We start from the raw sequence: 19,656 nt of genomic DNA on the forward strand, positions 1-19,656 counted from the left end.
ACAACCGGCGCGCAAGATGCGTGTCGCCGACAAGGGACCTTGCCATGAATTACGTCAAACTGCTCGTGTTGAGCCTTGTGACCCTGCTGGCCGCGATCGCCAGCAACTGGGGCCACGATGCCGCCTACCGGTTCCACGCCTTCCTGATCATGGCGATCTCGGCGGGGATGTTCATCTGGGTGCTGCGCCAGACGGACGAGCCGCCACGCATGGATGCCGAACCGGCTGGAAACTATATGGACGGCGTGATCCGCGCAGGTGTCATCGCGACGACCTTCTGGGGCATCGCGGGATTTCTGGTCGGCACCTTCATCGCTTTCCAGCTGGCGTTCCCGGAACTGAATTTCGACTGGGGCCAGCCCTATACCAACTTCGGACGCCTGCGGCCCCTGCACACTTCGGCGGTGGTATTCGCCTTTGGTGGCAACGCGCTGATCGCGACATCGCTTTACGTGGTGCAACGCACCAGCGGCGTGCGCCTCTGGGGCGGAAACCTCGCGTGGTTCGTTTTCTGGGGCTACCAGCTTTTCATCGTGCTGGCGGCGACCGGGTATCTTCTGGGCGCGACCCAGAGCAAGGAATACGCAGAGCCCGAATGGTACGTCGATATCTGGCTGACCGTGGTCTGGCTGAGCTATCTTGCGGTTTTCCTTGGTACGATCTTCCGTCGGCGCGAGAAGCACATCTACGTCGCCAACTGGTTTTTCCTGAGCTTTATCATCACTGTCGCGATGCTGCATCTGGTCAACAACCTCAGCATTCCCGTCAGCTTTCTGGGCAGCAAGTCGGTGCAGGTCTTTGCCGGCGTGCAGGACGCGATGACACAGTGGTGGTACGGCCATAACGCCGTGGGTTTCTTCCTTACTGCCGGTTTCCTTGGGATGATGTATTACTTCGTACCGAAACAGGCGGGGCGCCCGGTTTACAGCTATAAGCTGAGTATCATTCACTTCTGGGCGCTGATTTTCTTGTATATCTGGGCGGGTCCGCACCACCTGCATTACACGGCGCTGCCGGATTGGGCCTCGACGCTGGGCATGGTGTTCTCGATCATCCTGTGGATGCCCAGCTGGGGCGGCATGATCAACGGTCTGATGACCCTGCAAGGGGCGTGGGACAAGCTGCGCACCGATCCGATCCTGCGGATGTTCGTGCTCAGCCTCGGGTTCTACGGCATGTCGACCTTCGAGGGTCCGATGATGTCGATCCGCGCGGTCAACTCGCTGTCTCACTATACCGACTGGACCATCGGGCACGTGCATTCCGGCGCACTGGGCTGGAACGGGATGATTACCTTCGCCTGCATCTATTTCCTGACGCCCAAGCTTTGGGGGCAGGCGCGGATGTATTCGGTCAGCGCGATCAACTGGCACTTCTGGCTCGCCACGCTTGGTATCGTTCTCTACGCCGCGTCGATGTGGGTGACCGGCATCATGGAAGGCCTGATGTGGCGCGAAGTGGATGACCAGGGCTTCCTCGTGAACTCTTTCGCCGACACGGTCAGCGCCAAGTTCCCGATGTATCTGGTCCGCGGCCTTGGCGGGATCCTGTTCCTCAGCGGTGCGCTGGTGATGGTCTGGAACATGTGGATGACCATCCGCGGCGCCAGCCCCGCCCATGTCGCAGCCCCCCAAGCAACTCCAGCCGAATAAGGAACGCCCATCATGGCAATTCTGGACAAACACGCCCTGCTTGAACGCAGCCCCACCCTTCTTCTGACCTTCTCGCTGCTGGTGGTCACCGTGGGCGGGATCGTGGAAATCGCGCCGCTCTTCTGGCTGGAGAATACCATCGAAGAGGTCGAGGGTGTGCGCCCCTATTCACCGCTCGAACTGGCCGGACGCGACATCTACGTCCGCGAGGGCTGCTATGTCTGCCACAGCCAGATGATCCGCCCGATGCGCGACGAGGTCGAGCGCTACGGGCATTACAGCCTTGCGGCGGAATCGATGTACGATCACCCGTTCCAATGGGGCAGCAAGCGCACCGGTCCCGATCTGGCGCGCGTCGGGGGGCGGTATTCCGACACCTGGCACGTCGATCATTTGATGGATCCGCAATCCGTGGTCCCCGAAAGCATCATGCCCAAATACGCCTTCCTGCGCGACGTCCGGCTGGACGGCGAGATGATCGAGGCGACGATGCGCACACACCGGCTGGTCGGTGTGCCCTATTCGGACGAACAGATCGAACTGGCCGAGGTCGATTTCAATGTTCAGGCCGATCCCGACGGCGATTGGGACGGTCTGCTCGAGCGCTACCCCGGTGCGGTGGTGTCGAACTTCGACGGCCAGCCGGCGCTGACCGAGATGGACGCGCTTATCGCCTATTTGCAGGTGCTGGGCACCATGGTCGATTTCTCGACCTTCACCCCCGATGCCAGCCGCTGAGGAGACTTGAACATGGATACCTATTCGCTCTTGCGTGAAATCGCCGACAGCTGGGTCTTGCTGGCGATGGTCGTATTTTTCATCGGGACGGCGATCTGGGCCTTCCTGCCCAGCCAGCGCCACGCCCGCGACGACGCGGCACAGATCCCGTTTCGAAATGACACGCCCGACAAGGACGAGACCTGTAGCGGCACCTGCGAGACCTGCGCGTGCAGCGGCTTCGCCCTGAAGGACCTGAAAGGACAGCGCGATGTCTGACACCAAGATCGACAAGGAAACCGGCGTCGAGACCACCGGCCACAACTGGGACGGCATCGAGGAGCTGAACAATCCGCTGCCGCGCTGGTGGCTCTGGACGCTCTACGCCACGATCATCTGGGGCGTGGGATACACCATCGCCTATCCGGCATGGCCGATGCTGTCGGGGGCCAGCGCGGGGTTGTTGGGCTTCTCGACCCGCGCACAGGTGGCCGAGGACATTGCCACCCACGATGCGCGCAACGAGGCGCTGGTGGCCGATCTCGTCTCTGCCGATCTGGCGGCGCTGGCGCCGGCTGACGATCTGCACCGCTATGCCGTGGCGCGCGGCGCATCGGTGTTTCGCGCGCAATGCAGCCAGTGCCACGGATCGGGTGCGGCGGGGGCGAAAGGCTATCCCAACCTGCTCGATGACGCATGGCTCTGGGGCGGGGACGTGGAAAGCATCGCCTACACGATCAACCACGGCATCCGCAACGAAACCGACCCGGACGCGCGCTGGTCCGAGATGCCCGCCTTCGCGGAGATCCTCGAGGACGGGGAAATCGACGCGGTGGTCGAATACGTCGTGAGCCTGTCGTCACAGGAGTACGACGCGCAGCTGGCCGAAGCGGGCAGCGCGGTGTTTGCCGACAATTGCGCGGCCTGTCACGGGGACAGCGCGGAAGGCAACCGTGATCTGGGCGCGCCCGCGCTGTCGGATGCGATCTGGCTCTACGGGGGGGATCGCGAAACGCTCAAGACAACGGTGCGCTACGCGCGCTTCGGCGTGATGCCCGCATGGGGCCAGCGCCTGTCGGATGCCGATGTAAACGCGGTTTCTGTCTACGTTCACAGCCTTGGAGGAGGCGAGTAGGCAGATCGGTCGCCCTTTGGCTCGGGCGGCCCGGCCCCGAAGCGGTCCTGTTCGCATCAGGTGACCTGCTTCGGGGCCTCTTGATTCAGATCAAGGCGGCCTGCGGAATCGCTGCCTAGAAGGGTCTGTGCGAACAGGACGGAACACCATGTCAGACCAATCACTCTACGCGGCGCGCGAGCCGATCTTCCCCCGCCGTGTCTCGGGCAGATTCCGGAACCTCAAATGGGGGATCATGCTTGTCACGCTGGGGATCTACTACCTCACCCCCTGGATCCGCTGGGACCGCGGGCCGTCCTTGCCGGATCAGGCCGTGCTGGTCGATCTGGCAAGCCGCCGTTTCTATTTCTTCTGGATCGAGATCTGGCCGCACGAGTTCTATTTCGTCGCGGGCCTGCTGATCATGGCGGGGCTGGGATTGTTCCTCTTCACCTCGGCACTGGGCCGGGTCTGGTGCGGCTATGCCTGCCCGCAAACCGTCTGGACCGATCTGTTCATACTGGTCGAGCGCTGGATCGAGGGCGACCGAAACGCGCGCATCCGTCTGCATCGCGCGGACTGGAGCTTGCGCAAGTGGCGGTTGCGGATCAGCAAATGGCTGGTCTGGCTGCTGATCGCGGTGGCGACGGGCGGCGCGTGGGTATTCTACTTCACCGACGCACCGCAGCTGATGCGCGACCTGCTATCGCTCTCGGCCCATCCTGTCGCCTATATTACCATCGCGATCCTGACCGCGACGACGTTCGTTTTCGGCGGCTTCATGCGCGAACAGATTTGTATCTACGCCTGTCCGTGGCCACGGATTCAGGCGGCGATGATGGATTCCGACACCATCACCGTGGCCTACCGCGACTGGCGCGGCGAACCGCGCGGCAAGGGCAACGTTCGCAAGCGTGACCGCGCCGCAGCCGAGCGGGCCGAGCGTGAGGCGCAGGCCGCCGGCCCCGGGCAGGTACGGTATTCACCGACACCCTATCCCAATCCCAGGCTGCAGGGTGCCGGCACAGCCAAGCAGGCGGCAGAGCGGCAGGATCACGGCGACTGCATCGATTGTATGGCCTGCGTGAATGTCTGCCCCATGGGCATCGACATCCGCGAGGGGCAGCAGATGGAGTGCATCACCTGTGCGCTGTGCATTGACGCCTGCGACGATGTGATGGACAGGATCGGCAAACCGCGCGGATTGATCGACTACCTCGCGCTGTCCGACGAAACCGCCGAGCGCGGCGGCGCCGCCCCGGTCCCCGTCTGGAAACACGTGCTGCGTCCCCGCACGATCCTCTATACCGCGCTTTGGTCGCTGATCGGTTTCGGGCTGGTATACGCGCTGTTCATCCGCTCGGATATCGAACTGACCGTTAGCCCGGTCCGCAATCCCACCTTCGTGGTCCAGTCGGACGGGGCGATCCGCAACATCTATGACGTGCGCCTGCGCAACAAGACCGGCGAGGCGCGGCAATTCCACCTCAGCCTGACGAGCGACTATATCCTGCGCATCTCGCTTGAGGGGACAGACGACCTGAGCGTCAGCGTGCCCGCCGATACCACCGTCCTGCAACGGGTCTATGTGACCGCGCGGGCGGACGACCCGGCGGCAACGGCACAGCGCAGCGACCTGCGGATCTGGGTCGAAGATCTCGGCTCTGGCGATCGTGCCGGCCGCGCAACCACCTTCAACGGGAGAGAACCATGACACGGGAAATAAAGGGCTGGCACGTCTTCACCGTTTTCGCCTTGGCCTTCGGAACCATCATCGCGGTGAACCTCACGCTCGCGGTGAGTGCGGTGCGCAGTTTTCCGGGGCTGGAGGTCAGGAATTCCTACGTGGCAAGCCAGTCGTTCGACGCGGACAGGGCGGCGCAGCTGTCGTTGGGCTGGGACGTAAGCGCAACGCTTGAGGGCAACGAATTGCGCCTTGTGATCCTCGATCACGGCAGGCCGATCGCGCCGGTCATCGAAAGCGCGGTTTTCGGACGGGCCACATCGGTCGCCGCCGATCAGGCCCCGCAATTCGGATTTGACGGCACCGCCCTGCGCGCGCGTGTCGAGGCGGGCAGGGGCAACTGGAACCTGCGCCTGAAGGCGCGCGCCGAAGATGGCACATTGTTCCAGCAGCGCCTGATCGTGAAGGTTGTGCCATGATCGCCGCCTGCCCCGCCTGTAGTGCCGCCGATCTGGCGCAGGACGTCGCCAGCGGCCCGGCACTGCAATTTTCGCTGCCCCAGGTCCATTGCGCAGCCTGCATCGGCAAGATCGAGCGTGGCCTCGCGGAGGTGCCGGGGGTGGTGTCGGCCCGTGTGAACCTGTCGCTGAAACGGCTCACCGTGCAGGGCACCGTCGATCCCGACAGGATCCACAGGGCGCTGTCCGATCTGGGCTACGACAGCTTCCCGCTCGACCTTGCGGCGCTGTCGCAGGTGGCGGATGACGCCGGGCGCGCGCTGTTGACCCGCATGGCAGTCGCGGGGTTCGCGATGATGAACGTCATGCTTCTGTCGGTTGCGGTCTGGTCCGGCGCCACGGATGCGACACGCGATCTGTTCCACCTGATCTCGGCGATGATCGCCTTTCCCGTGGTCGCCTACGCGGGCCAGCCGTTTTTCCAAAGCGCGTGGGGCGCGCTGCGCGTGGGGCGGCTGAACATGGACGTGCCGATTTCGCTGGCCATCATTCTGGCCGCCGCGATGTCGCTGTTCGAAACGCTCAACGGTGGCGCTCATGCCTATTTCGATGCCGCCCTGTCGCTGACCTTTTTCCTCCTGATCGGGCGGTACATGGATCACCGCACACGGTCCGCCGCGCGCTCGGCCGCGGGCGAGCTTACGGCGCTCGAAGTGCATTCGGCGGATCTGGTCACCGCCAGGGGAACCCGGCGGGTGCCGGTGACGGATCTTGTCGTCGGCGACGAGGTCATCGTCCCCTCAGGGGCGCGGGTGCCGGTGGACGGCGTGCTGCTGAGCGATCATGCGCTTCTGGACCGGTCTTTTCTGACCGGCGAAAGTGCTGCGGTGGCGGCGGGCATGTCCGATCTGTTGCAGGCGGGTGAGGTCAACCTTGCCGATCCGGTTCGCCTGCGGGCCACTGCGGTGGGGGCCGACACCACACTGCGCCGTATGGCCGCGATGGTCGAGACTGCCGAGAACGGGCGCAACCGCTACACCGCGCTCGCCGACCGTGCCGCGCAGGTCTACGCTCCGGCGGTGCATCTGCTGGCGCTTGTCGCGTTTCTGGGATGGGCGACTGCAACCGGTGATATCCGCCATGCGCTCAATGTCGCGATTGCGGTGCTGATCATTACCTGCCCTTGCGCGCTGGGGCTTGCGGTCCCTGCCGTATCCACCGCCGCGGTCAGCCGCTTGTTCGGCGAGGGGGTTCTGGTGAAACACGCAACCGCGCTGGAGCGTCTGGCCGAAGTCGACCGGATTGTGTTCGACAAGACCGGCACGCTGACCCGCCCGGCCGTGGCGCTGCCGGAGGGTCTGGACGCCCGCGATCGCGCCATTCTGCGCGGTCTTGCGCAAAACTCCCACCACCCGCTTTCAAGGGCGCTGGTTGAGGCGCTGGGCGATACCGCCGCCGCCGATCTGACCGATCTGACCGAGGTGCAGGGGCAGGGGATCGCGGCGCGCTGGAACGGCCTGCCCGTCCGGCTGGGGCGGGGGCCGTGGCTGGGTGGGTCCTTCGCGGGGCCGGGTTTCAGGATCGGCGATGCCCCCGCGCAACCGCTTGAGGCGACAGAGGCCCTGCGCCCCGGCATACTGGCCGCGCTCGGCGATCTCGACCTGCCAGCCGAAGTCCTGACCGGCGACGGCGAAGGCCCCGCGCGGCGGCTGGGCCAGATGATCGACCTTCCGGTGCGCGCCAACGCGCGGCCCGAGGACAAGCTGGCGCATCTTCTGGACCTGCGCGCGCAGGGCTATCGCGTTCTGATGGTCGGTGACGGGTTGAACGACACCGCAGCGCTGGCCGCGGCGCACGCCTCTGTCGCGCCCGCCACCGCGCTGGAGGCTGCGCGCAGCGCCTCCGATGTCGTCATCCTGAACGAGAGCTTCGCCACCCTGCCGCTGATCCTGCGGATCGGGCGGGCGACCCGGGCATTGTCGCACCAGAATTTCGCGATTGCGGCGGTTTACAACTGCATCGCCGTGCCGCTTGCGCTGGCCGGTCTGGCGACCCCGCTGGCCGCGGCGCTGGCGATGTCCGTTTCGTCCATCACCGTTCTGCTGAACGCCCAACGCATGAGGCTTGTCCGATGAATGTCCTTGTCGTGCTTATCCCGATTTCGCTGGTGCTGGGCGGGATCGGCCTGGTTGCGTTCCTCTGGACCGTCCGGTCGGATCAATACGATGACGCGGCCGGGAATGCCGCGCGCATCCTGCTTGACGACGATCAGGCGCCGCCGCCTTCCGAAAGGTCGGGATGTGCGGCAATCACCACCGTGGTGCCCGCCGCCGCGCAGCGTTCGACAGAGCGTGGAGGCGGGGACCGGTCGGTATAGAACACGTCCACATCCTCGAGCGACGCGATCCGCGCGGGAGCCTTGCGTTCGTATTTCGATGCATCGGCAACAAGGAAAACGTGGTCGCTGTGCTGGATGATGGTCTGGCTGACGCTGACCTCCTGCACGTCGAAATCGAGGATATCGCCACCCTCGTGCAGGGCCGAACAGCCGATCACCGCATAGTCGAACCTGAACTGGCGGATCGTGTGGGCGGCAAGATCCCCGACAAGCCCGCCGTCGGAGCGGCGCAGGTTGCCGCCGGTCACGATGACTTCGACATTCGGGTTGGCCGACAGGATGGTGGCGATATTGACGTTGTTGGTCACCACCAAGAGACCTTCGTGAAGCAGCAATTCGCGCGCGACCGCTTCGGTGGTTGTGCCGATATTGAGGAATACGGAGCTATCGTTGGGGATCGCGCGGGCGCACATGCGGGCGATATCCACCTTCGCCGACTGGTTCAGATCGCGTCTTTCGGCGTAACCGATGTTCACGGTGGTGGACGGCAGGATTGCCCCGCCGTGGACCCGCTCCAACTGGCCTGCCTCGGCCAGTTCCGTCAGGTCGCGCCGGATCGTTTGCGGTGTGACGCCGAAATACGACACCAGCCCCTCGACCGTCACCCGGCCTTCGCGGCGGGCGATATTGATAATCTCGGGTTTGCGCAGCGTCTGCACCATGGGCTCTCCTTAAAGGCCGGCCCGTTCGTCTTAGCGCGTTTCTTGCGCGTGTCATAGATTCTGTTGTTCGTTTATGCGCGTTTGCGAAGCCGAGGCGCTCTTAGGCCCCTGTTTGGCCCCTGCAACGGCTCTTTTCGCAGGAAAAGTTGTGAGGAATTTCAGGCGCAAAGGTCAATTCGCGCCCAAACGAACATTTTTTTCTTCCAGTTGCGCTCGTTTTTTGTCACCAATGTCGCGGGTGCGGCAACGATCAGCGCCTTGGGAGGGACACCAGTGACACCGGATTTCGATCTGCTGATAATCGGCGGCGGCATCAATGGATGCGGCATAGCGCGGGATGCGGCGGGTCGCGGGCTGTCTGTCTGTCTGGTCGAGATGAACGATCTGGGATCGGCGACCTCGGCCTCTTCCACCAAACTGTTCCACGGCGGTCTGCGGTACCTCGAATATTTCGAGATCAGGCTGGTGCGCGAAGCGCTGATCGAGCGCGAGACACTGCTGCGCGCCATGCCGCATATTTCGTGGCCGATGCGCTTCGTGCTGCCTTACCATTCCAGCATGCGGTTCGACGGCACGACGCCGACTTCGAAAATCCTGAATACCGTGATGCCCTGGATGAAGGGGCGCAGGCCCGCGTGGCTGATCCGTCTGGGTCTGTTCATGTACGACAACCTTGGTGGTCGGAAAATCCTGCCGGGCACAAGCCGTCTGGATCTGCGCAACGCGGTCGAGGGCAAGGCGCTGAAGCCGAAGTTCGAGCGCGCCTACGAATACTCCGACTGCTGGGTCGAGGATTCGCGGCTTGTGGTCCTGAACGCCCGCGATGCCGAGGCACGCGGTGCCACGATCTGCCCGCGCGAGCGGGTCACGGGGGCCGAGGTGGTGGATGGCATCTGGCAGGTGGGACTGGATAACAGCGAGACCGACACCAGGCGCAGGGTGACCGCGCGCATGGTGGTGAACGCGGCCGGTCCATGGGTCGGTGACGTGCTGCGCGGCACGCTGAAATCCAACCAGCAGGGCGGTGTGCGGCTGGTGCGCGGCAGCCACATCGTCACGAAGCGGCTCTTCGATCACGACAAATGCTATTTCTTTCAGGGCACCGACGGGCGGATCATATTCGCCATCCCCTATGAGACGGATTTCACCCTGATCGGCACCACGGATGCCGAGCACCCCGACGCCAGTGAAAAGCCCTACTGCACGCCCGAAGAGCAGCACTATCTGGTGAATTTCATTAACGAATACCTCGCCGAGCCGATTAGCGTGGATGATATCGTCTGGACCTATTCTGGCGTGCGCCCGCTCTACGACGATGGCGCGAAAAGTGCGACGGCGGCGACCCGTGACTACGTGCTGAAGCTCGACACCAGCCGTGGCGCACCGGCGCTGAACATCTTCGGCGGCAAGATCACGACCTACCGGCGTCTGGCAGAAAGCGCGCTGGAACACATCGGGGAGGTCTTTTCCGATCTCAAGGGACCGTGGACCGCAGGTGTGCCGCTGCCGGGGGGCGATTTTGCTTATGATGGCGTGCAGGCGTTGATCGACAGCCTGCGCGCGCGCTACGCTTTTCTGGACGCACGCTGGGCACAGCGCCTCGTGCGCGCCTACGGGACCGAAGCGGCAGAGATTCTCGGGGACGCGCGCGAGGCTTCCGATCTGGGCCGCGACTTCGGCGCGCATCTGACCGAGCGCGAAGTCGACCACCTGATCGCGAAGGAATACGTGCGCTCTGCGGACGATGTGCTCTGGCGCCGGTCAAAGCTGGGTCTGCGGCTGTCCCCGCAAGAGGCGGCGCAACTCGAAGATTATATTCGCGACCGTGTGAACGCACGCCAGAGCGATGCGGCGGAATGAGGGACCAAGATGACGCTTGAACTGAAATCCGTGTCGAAGGTGGTGAATGGGGTGACGCATATTCACCCCACGGACCTGACTCTCGAAAAAGGGACGATGAACGTGCTTCTCGGGCCGACCTTGTCGGGCAAGACCTCGCTCATGCGGCTGATGGCCGGGCTGGACGTGCCGACGACGGGGCAGCTGATCTGGGAAGGCCGCGATGTCACCGGGATGCGCGTGCAGGATCGCAAGGTCGCCATGGTCTACCAGCAGTTCATCAACTACCCGTCGATGACGGTCTACGAAAACATCGCCTCGCCCCTGCGGCTGATGGGCAAATCCAGAGCCGAAATCGACGCGGCAGTACAAAAGGCCGCCGACCTGATGCAGCTGACCCCGATGTTGCAGCGCAAGCCGCTGGAGTTGTCGGGCGGTCAGCAGCAGCGCTGTGCACTGGCCCGCGCGCTGGTCAAGGACGCGGGGCTGGTGCTGCTGGACGAGCCGCTGGCGAACCTCGACTACAAGCTGCGCGAGGAACTGCGCGTCGAGATCCCCAAGATATTCGAAGAGGCGGGATCGGTCTTTGTCTATGCCACGACAGAACCCGAGGAGGCGCTGCTTCTGGGAGGCAATACCGCCACCCTGTGGGAAGGGCGTGTCACCCAGTTCGGGCTTACCCCCGATGTCTACCGCAAGCCGGTCGATGCGACCACGGCGCGGGTCTTCAGCGATCCGCCGATGAACTTCCTCGACATCGGCAAGACCGGCACGAAACTGACCTTCGGCGCCGACCAGAGCGTTGCCGCGACGGGGGCCTTGGCCGATCTGCCGGACGGGCGGTATACGGCCGGTTTCCGTCCCAACCACCTCGAGATTACGCGCAAGACGACCGACGCGCTCAAGTTCGATGCGAAGCTGGTTGTGACAGAGCTGACCGGATCCGAGACCTTCGTGCATCTCGATCATCAGGGCGCGCGCTGGGTCGGGCTGATCCACGGTGTGCACCAGCTTGACCTTGGCAAGACCCTGCCGGTCTACCTTGATCCGGCGCATGTCTATATTTTCGATGAGGCGGGCAAGCTCCGGGCCCCCGCAGCCTACGCAGCGGCGGCCTGAGGAGAGCGTTATGGCAAAGATCACCCTCGATAATCTGGCACATTCCTACCTGCCGAAACCCGCGTCCGAAGACGACTGGGCGCTCAAGGAGCTGAACCACGTCTGGGCAGACGGCGAAGCCTACGCGCTGCTGGGGTCCTCGGGCTGCGGCAAGTCGACGTTGCTCAACATCATTTCCGGTCTGCTGCATCCCAGTCAGGGGCGCATCCTGTTCGACGACAAGGATGTGACGCAGGCCTCCACAGCCGACCGCAACATCGCGCAGGTTTTCCAGTTCCCCGTTGTCTACGACACGATGACCGTGCGGGATAACCTTGCCTTCCCGCTGCGCAACCGCGGTGCATCGGCCAGCTACGTGGCCGAGCGGGTGCAGCAGATCGCGGCGATGATCGGGATGGAAGACACGCTGGACAAACGCGCGCGCGGGCTGACGGCGGATGCCAAGCAGAAGATCTCTCTCGGGCGCGGAATGGTGCGCGAGGACGTCAACGCGCTGCTCTTTGACGAGCCGCTGACAGTGATTGACCCGCACATGAAGTGGGAATTGCGCACCCAGCTGAAATCGCTGCACCACGAATTCGGCCATACGATGATCTACGTCACCCATGACCAGACCGAAGCGCTGACCTTTGCCGACAAGGTCGTCGTGATGTACGACGGTCGCGTGGTCCAGATCGGCACGCCCGAGGAATTGTTCGAGCGGCCCGAGCATACATTCGTCGGCTACTTCATCGGTTCTCCGGGGATGAATGTGATCCCCGCCACCGTGGAAGGGTCCAAGGCCGTGGTCCACGGCACGCAGGTTGACCTGGGCCGCGGATACGGCGCGCTGACCGGCAAGGTCGAACTGGGCGTGCGGCCCGAATACCTGTCGCTTTCCGATACCGGCGGTCTGCCGGTCAAGGTGCGCCGTGTCGAAGACGTGGGCCGCCACAAGATCGTGCGCGCCGACCTTTTCGGAAATGAAATCGCCATCGTCGCCGACGAAGGGCAGAGCGTATCCGCCGAGATGTCGCGGGTGACCTTCGATCCCGCCCATGTGAACGTCTACGTCGATGACTGGCTCAAACCGGGGGAGGCCGCCTGATGGAAAAGACACCCAACCAGAAGGCATGGTTCCTGATCCTGCCGGTGCTATTGCTGGTGGCATTCTCGGCGGTGATCCCGCTGATGACGGTCGTGAACTATTCCGTGCAGGACACATTCGGACAGAACCAGTTTTTCTGGGCCGGCCTCGAATGGTTCGAAGAGATGCTCGACAGCGACCGGATGTGGAATGCGCTGGGCCGGCAGTTGATGTTCTCGGGCATCATCCTCGCGATCGAGGTCCCCTTGGGTATCTTCGTGGCGCTGAACATGCCCAAATCGGGGTTCTGGTCCAGTTTCTGTCTGGTGCTGATGTCGCTGCCGCTTTTGATCCCGTGGAACGTGGTCGGTACGATCTGGCAGATTTTCGGCCGCGTCGACATCGGGCTTCTGGGCTATACGCTGGATGCGCTGGGCATCAACTATAACTACACGCAGGATACCTTCGCGGCATGGGCAACCATCGTGGTGATGGATGTCTGGCACTGGACATCGCTTGTGGCGCTGCTGGCCTTTGCCGGGCTGAAGTCGATCCCCGATGCCTATTACCAGGCCGCCAAGATCGATCAGGCGAGCCGCTGGGCCGTCTTCCGCTTTATCGAACTGCCCAAGATGATGGGCGTTCTGATGATCGCGATCCTGCTGCGGTTCATGGACAGCTTCATGATCTATACCGAGCCTTTCGTCGTCACCGGCGGCGGCCCCGGCAATGCGACCACGCTGCTGTCGATCGATCTGGTGAAAATGGCGCTGGGGCAGTTCGATCTCGGGCCCGCTGCCGCCTTCTCGATCATGTATTACCTCGTCATCCTGACCATTTCTTACGTCTTCTACACGGTCATGACGACAATGGATAACAAGGGGAACTGAGATGGCCGACACGACAACAGCCATCCCCGGCAAGCTGACCGCGACAGCGCCCGCAAAACGCAGGCTCAAGGTCAAGGGCTCCGCCGTCGTGATGACGCTTTACCTGCTGTTCATGCTGGTGCCGATCTACTGGCTGCTGAACATGAGCCTGAAGACGAACACGGAGATCCTCAACAGCTTCACGCTCTGGCCGAACGACCTGACATTCGCGAACTACGCGACGATCCTCACCGATCCGGCGTGGTACATGGGATACGTGAACTCGCTGATCTACGTGCTGATGAACACCGCGATCAGCCTCGCCGTGGCGCTGCCTGCGGCCTATGCCTTCAGCCGCTACACGTTTCTGGGCGACAAGCACCTGTTCTTCTGGCTGCTGACCAACCGCATGGCGCCACCCGCGGTCTTCGCGCTGCCGTTCTTCCAGCTTTATTCATCGGTCGGGCTCTTCGATACGCATATCGCCGTGGCGCTGGCGCATTGTCTGTTCAACGTGCCGCTGGCGGTCTGGATCCTCGAAGGCTTCATGCGCGGCGTGCCGAAAGAGATCGACGAGACGGCCTATATCGACGGCTATTCCTTCGGGCGGTTCTTCGTGAAGATCTTCATGCCTCTTATCTCGTCCGGTATCGGGGTCGCCGCGTTCTTCTGCTTCATGTTCTCTTGGGTGGAACTGCTTCTGTCGCGCACGCTGACCACGGTGGACGCCAAACCGATCAGCGCGATCATGACGCGGACCCAAGGGGCAGCGGGCATCGACTGGGGCGTGCTGGCGGCGGCGGGTGTGCTGACCATCGTGCCTGGGGCCTTGGTGATCTATTTCGTGCGCAACTACATCGCCAAGGGCTTTGCCCTGGGGAGGGTATGATGAACGCACTGTCGGCAAAAATGGCGGCTATGGGGGTGGCGATCATGCTGTTCCCGGCCGTCGGCCACGCGCAAGCGGCCGAGCCATGGGAAGCGGCCTGCATCATGACGCACCTCGATCCGAACGGTGACGGATTTCTGTCGATCCGCACCGGCCCCGGTTCGCAGTACCGCGAGATTGCGCGCGTGCGGAACGGGGATTCCATGCCCATCGACACCCGCAAGTGCCAAGGAAAATGGTGCTTTGCCGAAAGCGCGTCGATCAACGGGCGCCGCACCGATCTGACCGGCTGGTTCCACACCGGCTGGTGCCAGATGATACCATAGGGAGGAGGCAAACCATGCTGGACTGGATGGCCTGGACATGGCCCACCGCGATATTCTTCATCGTCATCGCCACGACGCTGATCGTCTTTACCGTGCTGGCCGCGCGGTATCCCGAAACGCCGCGCCGCGGGGTGCTGGGGATGCAGACCACGCGCGGCGACCGGCTTTTCATCACGCTTCTGGGGTCGGCGTTCATCAACCTTGCCTGGCTCGGGCTTGTGGGTGCCAGCCAGCCCTGGGCGCTTCTCGTTTGCCTCGTCTATGCCGCTGCGGTCTTCCGCTGGGTCTAGACGATGTATCGCCGCCGTCTCCGGCCTGCGGGTCGGGGAGGGCATCAACCAAAAACAAGTTTCAATAACCGGGAGGAAAAAATGAAACTGAATCTGAAATCAAGCACGGCGGTCGTGTTCGCGCTGGGGATGCTATCCACCCCCGCTATCGCGGACATGGATGCGGCGCGCGCGTTCCTCGACGAGGAAATCGGCGATCTGTCGACCCTGTCGCGGGAAGAGCAGGAAGCGGAGATGCAGTTCTTCGTCGATGCCGCGGCGCCCTATCAGGGTATGGACATCAAGGTGGTGTCCGAGACCATCGCGACGCACCAGTACGAAAGCGAAGTCCTTGCCCCCGCCTTTACAGCGATCACGGGTATCAACGTCACCCATGACCTGATCGGCGAAGGTGACGTGGTCGAGAAGCTGCAAACGCAGATGCAGTCGGGCGAGAATATCTATGACGCCTATATCAACGACTCCGACCTGATCGGCACGCACTGGCGCTACCAGCAGGTGCGCAACCTGACCGACTGGATGGCGGGCGAAGGCGCGGCTGTCACGCTGCCGACACTCGACATCGACGACTTCATCGGCACCTCTTTCACCACCGGTCCCGATGGCAAGCTCTACCAGCTGCCGACACAGCAGTTCGCGAACCTCTACTGGTTCCGCTATGACTGGTTCAACGACGAGAAGAACAAGGCGGATTTCAAGAAACAGTTCGGCTATGACCTCGGGGTTCCGGTCAACTGGTCGGCTTACGAGGATATCGCCGAGTTCTTTACAGGTCGCGACCTGAGCCATATGGGCGTCGAAGGCGACATCTTTGGCAACATGGACTACGGCAAGAAAGACCCGAGCCTTGGCTGGCGCTACACCGACGCGTGGATGTCGATGGCCGGTATGGGCGACGTGGGTGAGCCGAATGGCCTGCCCGTCGACGAATGGGGTATCCGCGTGAACGAGAACTCGCAGCCGACCGGTTCGTGCGTTGCACGCGGTGGTGCGACCAACTCGCCTGCGGCTGTCTACGCCGTGACCAAGGCGATCGAGTGGCTTCAGAAATACTCGCCCCCCGCCGCTGCCGGTATGACATTCTCCGAAGCGGGGCCGATCCCTGCGCAGGGCAACGTCGCACAGCAGATGTTCTGGTACACGGCCTTCACCGCCGCCACGGTCGAGCCTGACCTGCCGGTGATGAACGAGGACGGCACGCCCAAGTGGCGCATGGCGCCGTCGCCACACGGTGTGTACTGGAAAGAAGGCCAGAAGATCGGCTATCAGGACGCGGGTTCGTGGACCCTGATGCAATCGACACCCGTCGACCGCGCACAGGCCGCATGGCTTTACGCGCAGTTCGTGGTGTCGAAGACGGTGGACCTCAAGAAGTCCGACGTCGGTCTGACCTTCATCCGCGAGTCCACCATCGACAGCGAGCACTTCACCGAACGCGCCCCCCGTCTGGGCGGTCTGGTGGAATTCTACCGCTCGCCCGCGCGTGTGGCATGGTCGCCCACCGGCACCAACGTGCCTGACTACCCCAAGCTCGCGCAGCTGTGGTGGCAGAACATCGGTGACGCCATGTCCGGCGCCAAGTCTCCTCAGGAAGCGCTGGATTCGCTCTGCGCCGATCAGGAGCGCGTGCTGGAACGGCTTGAGCGCGCAGGCGTTCAGGGTGATCTTGGCCCCGTCCTCAACGAGGAACGGGACGCCGAGTACTGGTTCGCACAGCCCGGCGCACCCTACGCCAAGCTGGAGAACGAGGATGAAGAGCCAAAGACCGTCGCCTACGACGAGCTGATCAAATCCTGGCAGTAAACGGGATCTGAAACCGGGGCGGGGCGCGCGAGCGTCCCGCCTTTTTTCTGGAATGTGCGGTTGCCGCGCAGATGGTGCAGGATGCGCCAGCAGACGACACGACCACGAAGGGACAAAGCCGCGATGAAATACGTACTCGCAATTGATCAGGGCACGACATCCTCGCGTGCCATTCTCTTCGACGAGACACTGAAACCTGCGTTCACGGCGCAGGAGGAATTCAAACAGATTTTTCCGCAGTCGGGATGGGTCGAACACGACCCGAGCGATCTGTGGGCCACGGTCGCGGGCACCTGTCGTGCGGTGATCGAACGCGGCAGCGTCGATGCGGGCGATATCGTCTCTATCGGGATCACCAACCAGCGTGAAACCACCGTGGTGTGGAACCGCAAGACCGGCAAACCGGTCTACAACGCCATCGTCTGGCAGGACCGCCGTACGGCAGAGTATTGCAAGAGCCTGCGGGATGCGGGCCACGCCGACATGGTGGCCGAGCGGACGGGGCTGTTGCTGGACCCGTATTTCTCGGGGACCAAGCTGAAATGGATCCTCGACAACGTCGAGGGCGCGCGCGATCAGGCGGCACGCGGAGAGCTGCTGTTCGGGACGGTCGACAGCTACATCATCTGGCGTCTGACGGGCGGTCAGGTGCACGCCACCGACGCCACGAACGCGGCGCGCACGATGCTTTACGACATCCGCGAGGGCCGCTGGAGCGAGGAAATCTGCGCGCTCTTTGACATCCCAATGTCGCTGCTGCCGGACGTGCGCGACAGCGCCGATGATTACGGCAGCTGCCGCAGCGATCTCTTCGGACGGCCGATCCCGATTTGCGGTGTGGCGGGGGACCAGCAGGCGGCGACCATCGGGCAGGCCTGTTTCGAGCCGGGGATGCTGAAATCCACTTACGGCACCGGCTGCTTTGCCCTGCTCAATACCGGCGACCAGATGGTCAAATCGTCCAACCGCCTGCTGACGACCATTGCCTACCAGCTGGAGGGCAAGCCGACCTACGCGCTGGAAGGGTCGATCTTTATCGCGGGGGCGGTGGTGCAGTGGCTGCGCGACGGCCTGAAAATCATCCGCGAAGCGTCCGAGACGCAACCGCTGGCCGAGGCGGCGGACCCGACGCAATCCGTGGTTCTGGTGCCCGCGTTCACCGGTCTTGGCGCGCCCTACTGGAACCCTGAATGTCGCGGTGCGGTGTTCGGGCTGACCCGCAATTCCGGCCCCGAGGAAATGGCGCGGGCAGCGCTGGAGAGCGTGGGCTACCAGACGCGCGACCTGCTGGATGCGATGCACGCCGACTGGCAGGACGGCGGCGCCGCACCGGTGCTGCGCGTCGATGGCGGGATGAGCGCGTCGAACTGGGCGATGCAGTTTCTGGCCGATATCATCGACGCGCCCGTGGATCGGCCGAAGGTTCTGGAAACGACCGCACTGGGCGTTGCATGGCTGGCGGGCATGAAGGCAGGCCTGTTGCCCGGACAGGCGGAGTTCGCCAAGACCTGGGCGCTGGAGCGGACGTTCGAACCGGCGATGGAAGAGCGCGTGCGGCAAGAGAAATACGCAAACTGGCAGCGGGCCGTCTCGGCCACGCTGAGCTACTGATGGAGCGGGTATTCGGGATAAATACGCCCACCGCCATACGCTTCGGTACGGGTGTGGCTGGCCAGGTCGCCGAAGTTCTGCCGCGCGGGACGACGCGGGTCGCTCTTGTGCGCGGGCGCAGCGGCGCGGCCGATCCGGTTGCCGCTGCCCTTGCGGCGGAGGGGATCTCAATCGACACGGTGATCGCCAGCGGCGAGCCGTCGGTCGCATCCGTGAATGCCGCGATGCGCGGCCTTGGCTGGGGCGTGCAGGCGGTGGTCGCCTGTGGCGGCGGATCGGTCATCGACACCGGCAAGGCGTTGGCCTTCCTGGTGGCGCGGGGACGCGCGCTCGACGATGATTTCGACACCATCGCCGCCGAGATACTCGCGCAAGCGCCCGAGATCCCGTGCATCGCGCTGCCCACCACGGCGGGCACCGGGGCAGAGGTGACGGCCAATGCGGTTCTCGATGTACCGAGCCGCCGCGCCAAGATCAGCTTGCGGGGGCTGGCGATCACGCCGACCCACGCGCTGGTCGACCCGGAGCTGATGCAGGGCGCGCCGCGCAGCGTGGTGCTGCAATCCGGCCTCGACGCGATTTGTCAGGTGATCGAGGCGTACACATCGGCGCTGGCCACGCCCTATACGGATGCTCTGACACGGGCCGCGATACCGGTGGGGCTGCGCGCCCTGCCGCAGGTGGTCGAGACCGGCAGCGCTGCCGCGTGGCAAGACATGGCGTGGGTCAGCACCGCAAGCGGGCTCGCGCTGGCCAATGGGGGGCTCGGCGCGGCGCACGGCCTCGCATCGGTGGTCGGCGGAGATTTCGCGGCACCGCACGGCGGCCTGTGCGGCCGTTTCCTGCTGCCCACCCTGCGCCTGACCGCGGCCCACGCCGCCGGAGGCTCTGCGGCACGGGTGCGGACCGAAGCGGTCAATGCCATGATCGCGGACGCTTTCGCACCGACCGTGTCGGACGATCCGCTGTCTGGCTTTGCAGCGTGGATCGACAGTGCGAGCCTTGCGCGGCTTGGCGACTGGGGCGTGACACCCGACGATCACGCGCGCCTCGCGCAGGCCGCCCCCGATGCGTCCTCCAGCCGCAAGGGGGCGTTGCCCCTGCCGGTGGAAGCCTTCGAGCGGATGTTGGCGGACGCGCAATAGGTGCGGCCGGGCCC

At 63.7% G+C, this 19,656-nt stretch carries 18 protein-coding genes and 1 pseudogene; 18 read left to right on the plus strand and 1 reads right to left on the minus strand.

Features of this window, described 5'->3' with window-relative positions:
* Window positions 1-44 precede the first annotated feature (44 nt).
* From ccoN to ccoS, 8 genes and pseudogenes are all read left to right on the plus strand, one after another.
* Window positions 45-1,652, plus strand: a complete 1,608-nt coding sequence (ccoN, locus tag ABMC89_RS14015) for a cytochrome-c oxidase, cbb3-type subunit I (protein WP_349568960.1) — start codon at window positions 45-47, stop codon at window positions 1,650-1,652.
* Window positions 1,653-1,664: 12 nt separating this feature from the next.
* Complete coding sequence (gene ccoO / locus ABMC89_RS14020; protein ID WP_349568962.1) at window positions 1,665-2,390, plus strand: cytochrome-c oxidase, cbb3-type subunit II; 726 nt, start codon at window positions 1,665-1,667, stop codon at window positions 2,388-2,390.
* A gap of 12 nt (window positions 2,391-2,402) precedes the next feature.
* Window positions 2,403-2,648 (plus strand): cbb3-type cytochrome c oxidase subunit 3, encoded by a 246-nt coding sequence (locus ABMC89_RS14025; RefSeq protein ID WP_349568964.1) that lies wholly within the window; start codon window positions 2,403-2,405, stop codon window positions 2,646-2,648.
* Window positions 2,641-3,504 carry a cytochrome-c oxidase, cbb3-type subunit III gene (ccoP, locus tag ABMC89_RS14030; RefSeq protein WP_349568966.1) on the plus strand — a complete coding sequence of 288 codons (864 nt, stop codon included), beginning with the start codon at window positions 2,641-2,643 and terminating at the stop codon, window positions 3,502-3,504. Before ABMC89_RS14025 ends, ccoP begins: the two co-directional genes overlap by 8 nt.
* A gap of 148 nt (window positions 3,505-3,652) precedes the next feature.
* Window positions 3,653-5,197 carry a cytochrome c oxidase accessory protein CcoG gene (gene ccoG, locus ABMC89_RS14035; RefSeq protein ID WP_349568968.1) on the plus strand — a complete coding sequence of 515 codons (1,545 nt, stop codon included), beginning with the start codon at window positions 3,653-3,655 and terminating at the stop codon, window positions 5,195-5,197.
* The gene (locus ABMC89_RS14040; RefSeq protein WP_349568970.1) at window positions 5,194-5,646 is read left to right on the plus strand and encodes a FixH family protein; all 453 of its coding nucleotides are present in this window, start codon (window positions 5,194-5,196) and stop codon (window positions 5,644-5,646) included. The genes ccoG and ABMC89_RS14040 overlap by 4 nt, the downstream gene beginning before the upstream one ends.
* Window positions 5,643-7,760 (plus strand): heavy metal translocating P-type ATPase, encoded by a 2,118-nt coding sequence (locus ABMC89_RS14045; protein ID WP_349568972.1) that lies wholly within the window; start codon window positions 5,643-5,645, stop codon window positions 7,758-7,760. Before ABMC89_RS14040 ends, ABMC89_RS14045 begins: the two co-directional genes overlap by 4 nt.
* Window positions 7,757-7,906 (plus strand): annotated as a pseudogene (ccoS, locus tag ABMC89_RS14050) (cbb3-type cytochrome oxidase assembly protein CcoS); the annotation flags it as partial. The gene ABMC89_RS14045 and the pseudogene ccoS, both read left to right, overlap by 4 nt.
* Here ccoS and ABMC89_RS14055 read toward each other — a convergent pair.
* Window positions 7,894-8,685 carry a DeoR/GlpR family DNA-binding transcription regulator gene (locus ABMC89_RS14055; protein WP_349568974.1) on the minus strand — a complete coding sequence of 264 codons (792 nt, stop codon included), beginning with the start codon at window positions 8,683-8,685 and terminating at the stop codon, window positions 7,894-7,896. The pseudogene ccoS and the gene ABMC89_RS14055 sit on opposite strands and share 13 nt — an antisense overlap.
* A 273-nt stretch (window positions 8,686-8,958) precedes the next feature.
* On the opposite strand from ABMC89_RS14055, the gene glpD reads away from it, so the two are divergent.
* The 10 genes from glpD (at window position 8,959) to ABMC89_RS14105 (ending at window position 19,642) form a co-directional block, all read left to right on the plus strand.
* Entirely contained in the window at window positions 8,959-10,545 is a 1,587-nt protein-coding gene (glpD, locus tag ABMC89_RS14060; RefSeq protein WP_349568976.1) for a glycerol-3-phosphate dehydrogenase, read from the plus strand.
* 9 nt (window positions 10,546-10,554) lie between these two features.
* On the plus strand, window positions 10,555-11,643 hold the full coding sequence (locus ABMC89_RS14065) for an ABC transporter ATP-binding protein (protein WP_349568978.1): 1,089 nt from the start codon (window positions 10,555-10,557) through the stop codon (window positions 11,641-11,643).
* Window positions 11,644-11,653: 10 nt separating this feature from the next.
* A complete protein-coding gene (locus ABMC89_RS14070; RefSeq protein ID WP_349568980.1) occupies window positions 11,654-12,730 on the plus strand; it encodes an ABC transporter ATP-binding protein in 1,077 nt (358 codons plus the stop codon).
* A complete protein-coding gene (locus tag ABMC89_RS14075) occupies window positions 12,730-13,599 on the plus strand; it encodes a carbohydrate ABC transporter permease (protein ID WP_349568982.1) in 870 nt (289 codons plus the stop codon). The genes ABMC89_RS14070 and ABMC89_RS14075 overlap by 1 nt, the downstream gene beginning before the upstream one ends.
* Before the next feature lies 1 nt (window position 13,600).
* Window positions 13,601-14,467: a carbohydrate ABC transporter permease gene (locus ABMC89_RS14080; protein ID WP_349568984.1), complete on the plus strand. Its 867-nt coding sequence runs from the start codon at window positions 13,601-13,603 to the stop codon at window positions 14,465-14,467.
* A complete protein-coding gene (locus tag ABMC89_RS14085; RefSeq protein WP_349568986.1) occupies window positions 14,467-14,793 on the plus strand; it encodes an SH3 domain-containing protein in 327 nt (108 codons plus the stop codon). Before ABMC89_RS14080 ends, ABMC89_RS14085 begins: the two co-directional genes overlap by 1 nt.
* A gap of 17 nt (window positions 14,794-14,810) precedes the next feature.
* The gene (locus ABMC89_RS14090) at window positions 14,811-15,083 is read left to right on the plus strand and encodes a DUF2160 domain-containing protein (RefSeq protein ID WP_349569705.1); all 273 of its coding nucleotides are present in this window, start codon (window positions 14,811-14,813) and stop codon (window positions 15,081-15,083) included.
* An 81-nt stretch (window positions 15,084-15,164) separates the two neighbouring features.
* Window positions 15,165-16,886 carry an ABC transporter substrate-binding protein gene (locus tag ABMC89_RS14095; RefSeq protein WP_349568988.1) on the plus strand — a complete coding sequence of 574 codons (1,722 nt, stop codon included), beginning with the start codon at window positions 15,165-15,167 and terminating at the stop codon, window positions 16,884-16,886.
* A gap of 123 nt (window positions 16,887-17,009) precedes the next feature.
* On the plus strand, window positions 17,010-18,497 hold the full coding sequence (glpK, locus tag ABMC89_RS14100; protein WP_349568990.1) for a glycerol kinase GlpK: 1,488 nt from the start codon (window positions 17,010-17,012) through the stop codon (window positions 18,495-18,497).
* Window positions 18,497-19,642, plus strand: a complete 1,146-nt coding sequence (locus ABMC89_RS14105; protein WP_349568992.1) for an iron-containing alcohol dehydrogenase — start codon at window positions 18,497-18,499, stop codon at window positions 19,640-19,642. The genes glpK and ABMC89_RS14105 overlap by 1 nt, the downstream gene beginning before the upstream one ends.
* The last annotated feature ends 14 nt before the right edge of the window (window positions 19,643-19,656 follow it).

The sequence above is a fragment of the Sulfitobacter sp. HNIBRBA3233 genome (assembly GCF_040149665.1).
Classification (GTDB): domain Bacteria; phylum Pseudomonadota; class Alphaproteobacteria; order Rhodobacterales; family Rhodobacteraceae; genus Sulfitobacter; species Sulfitobacter marinivivus.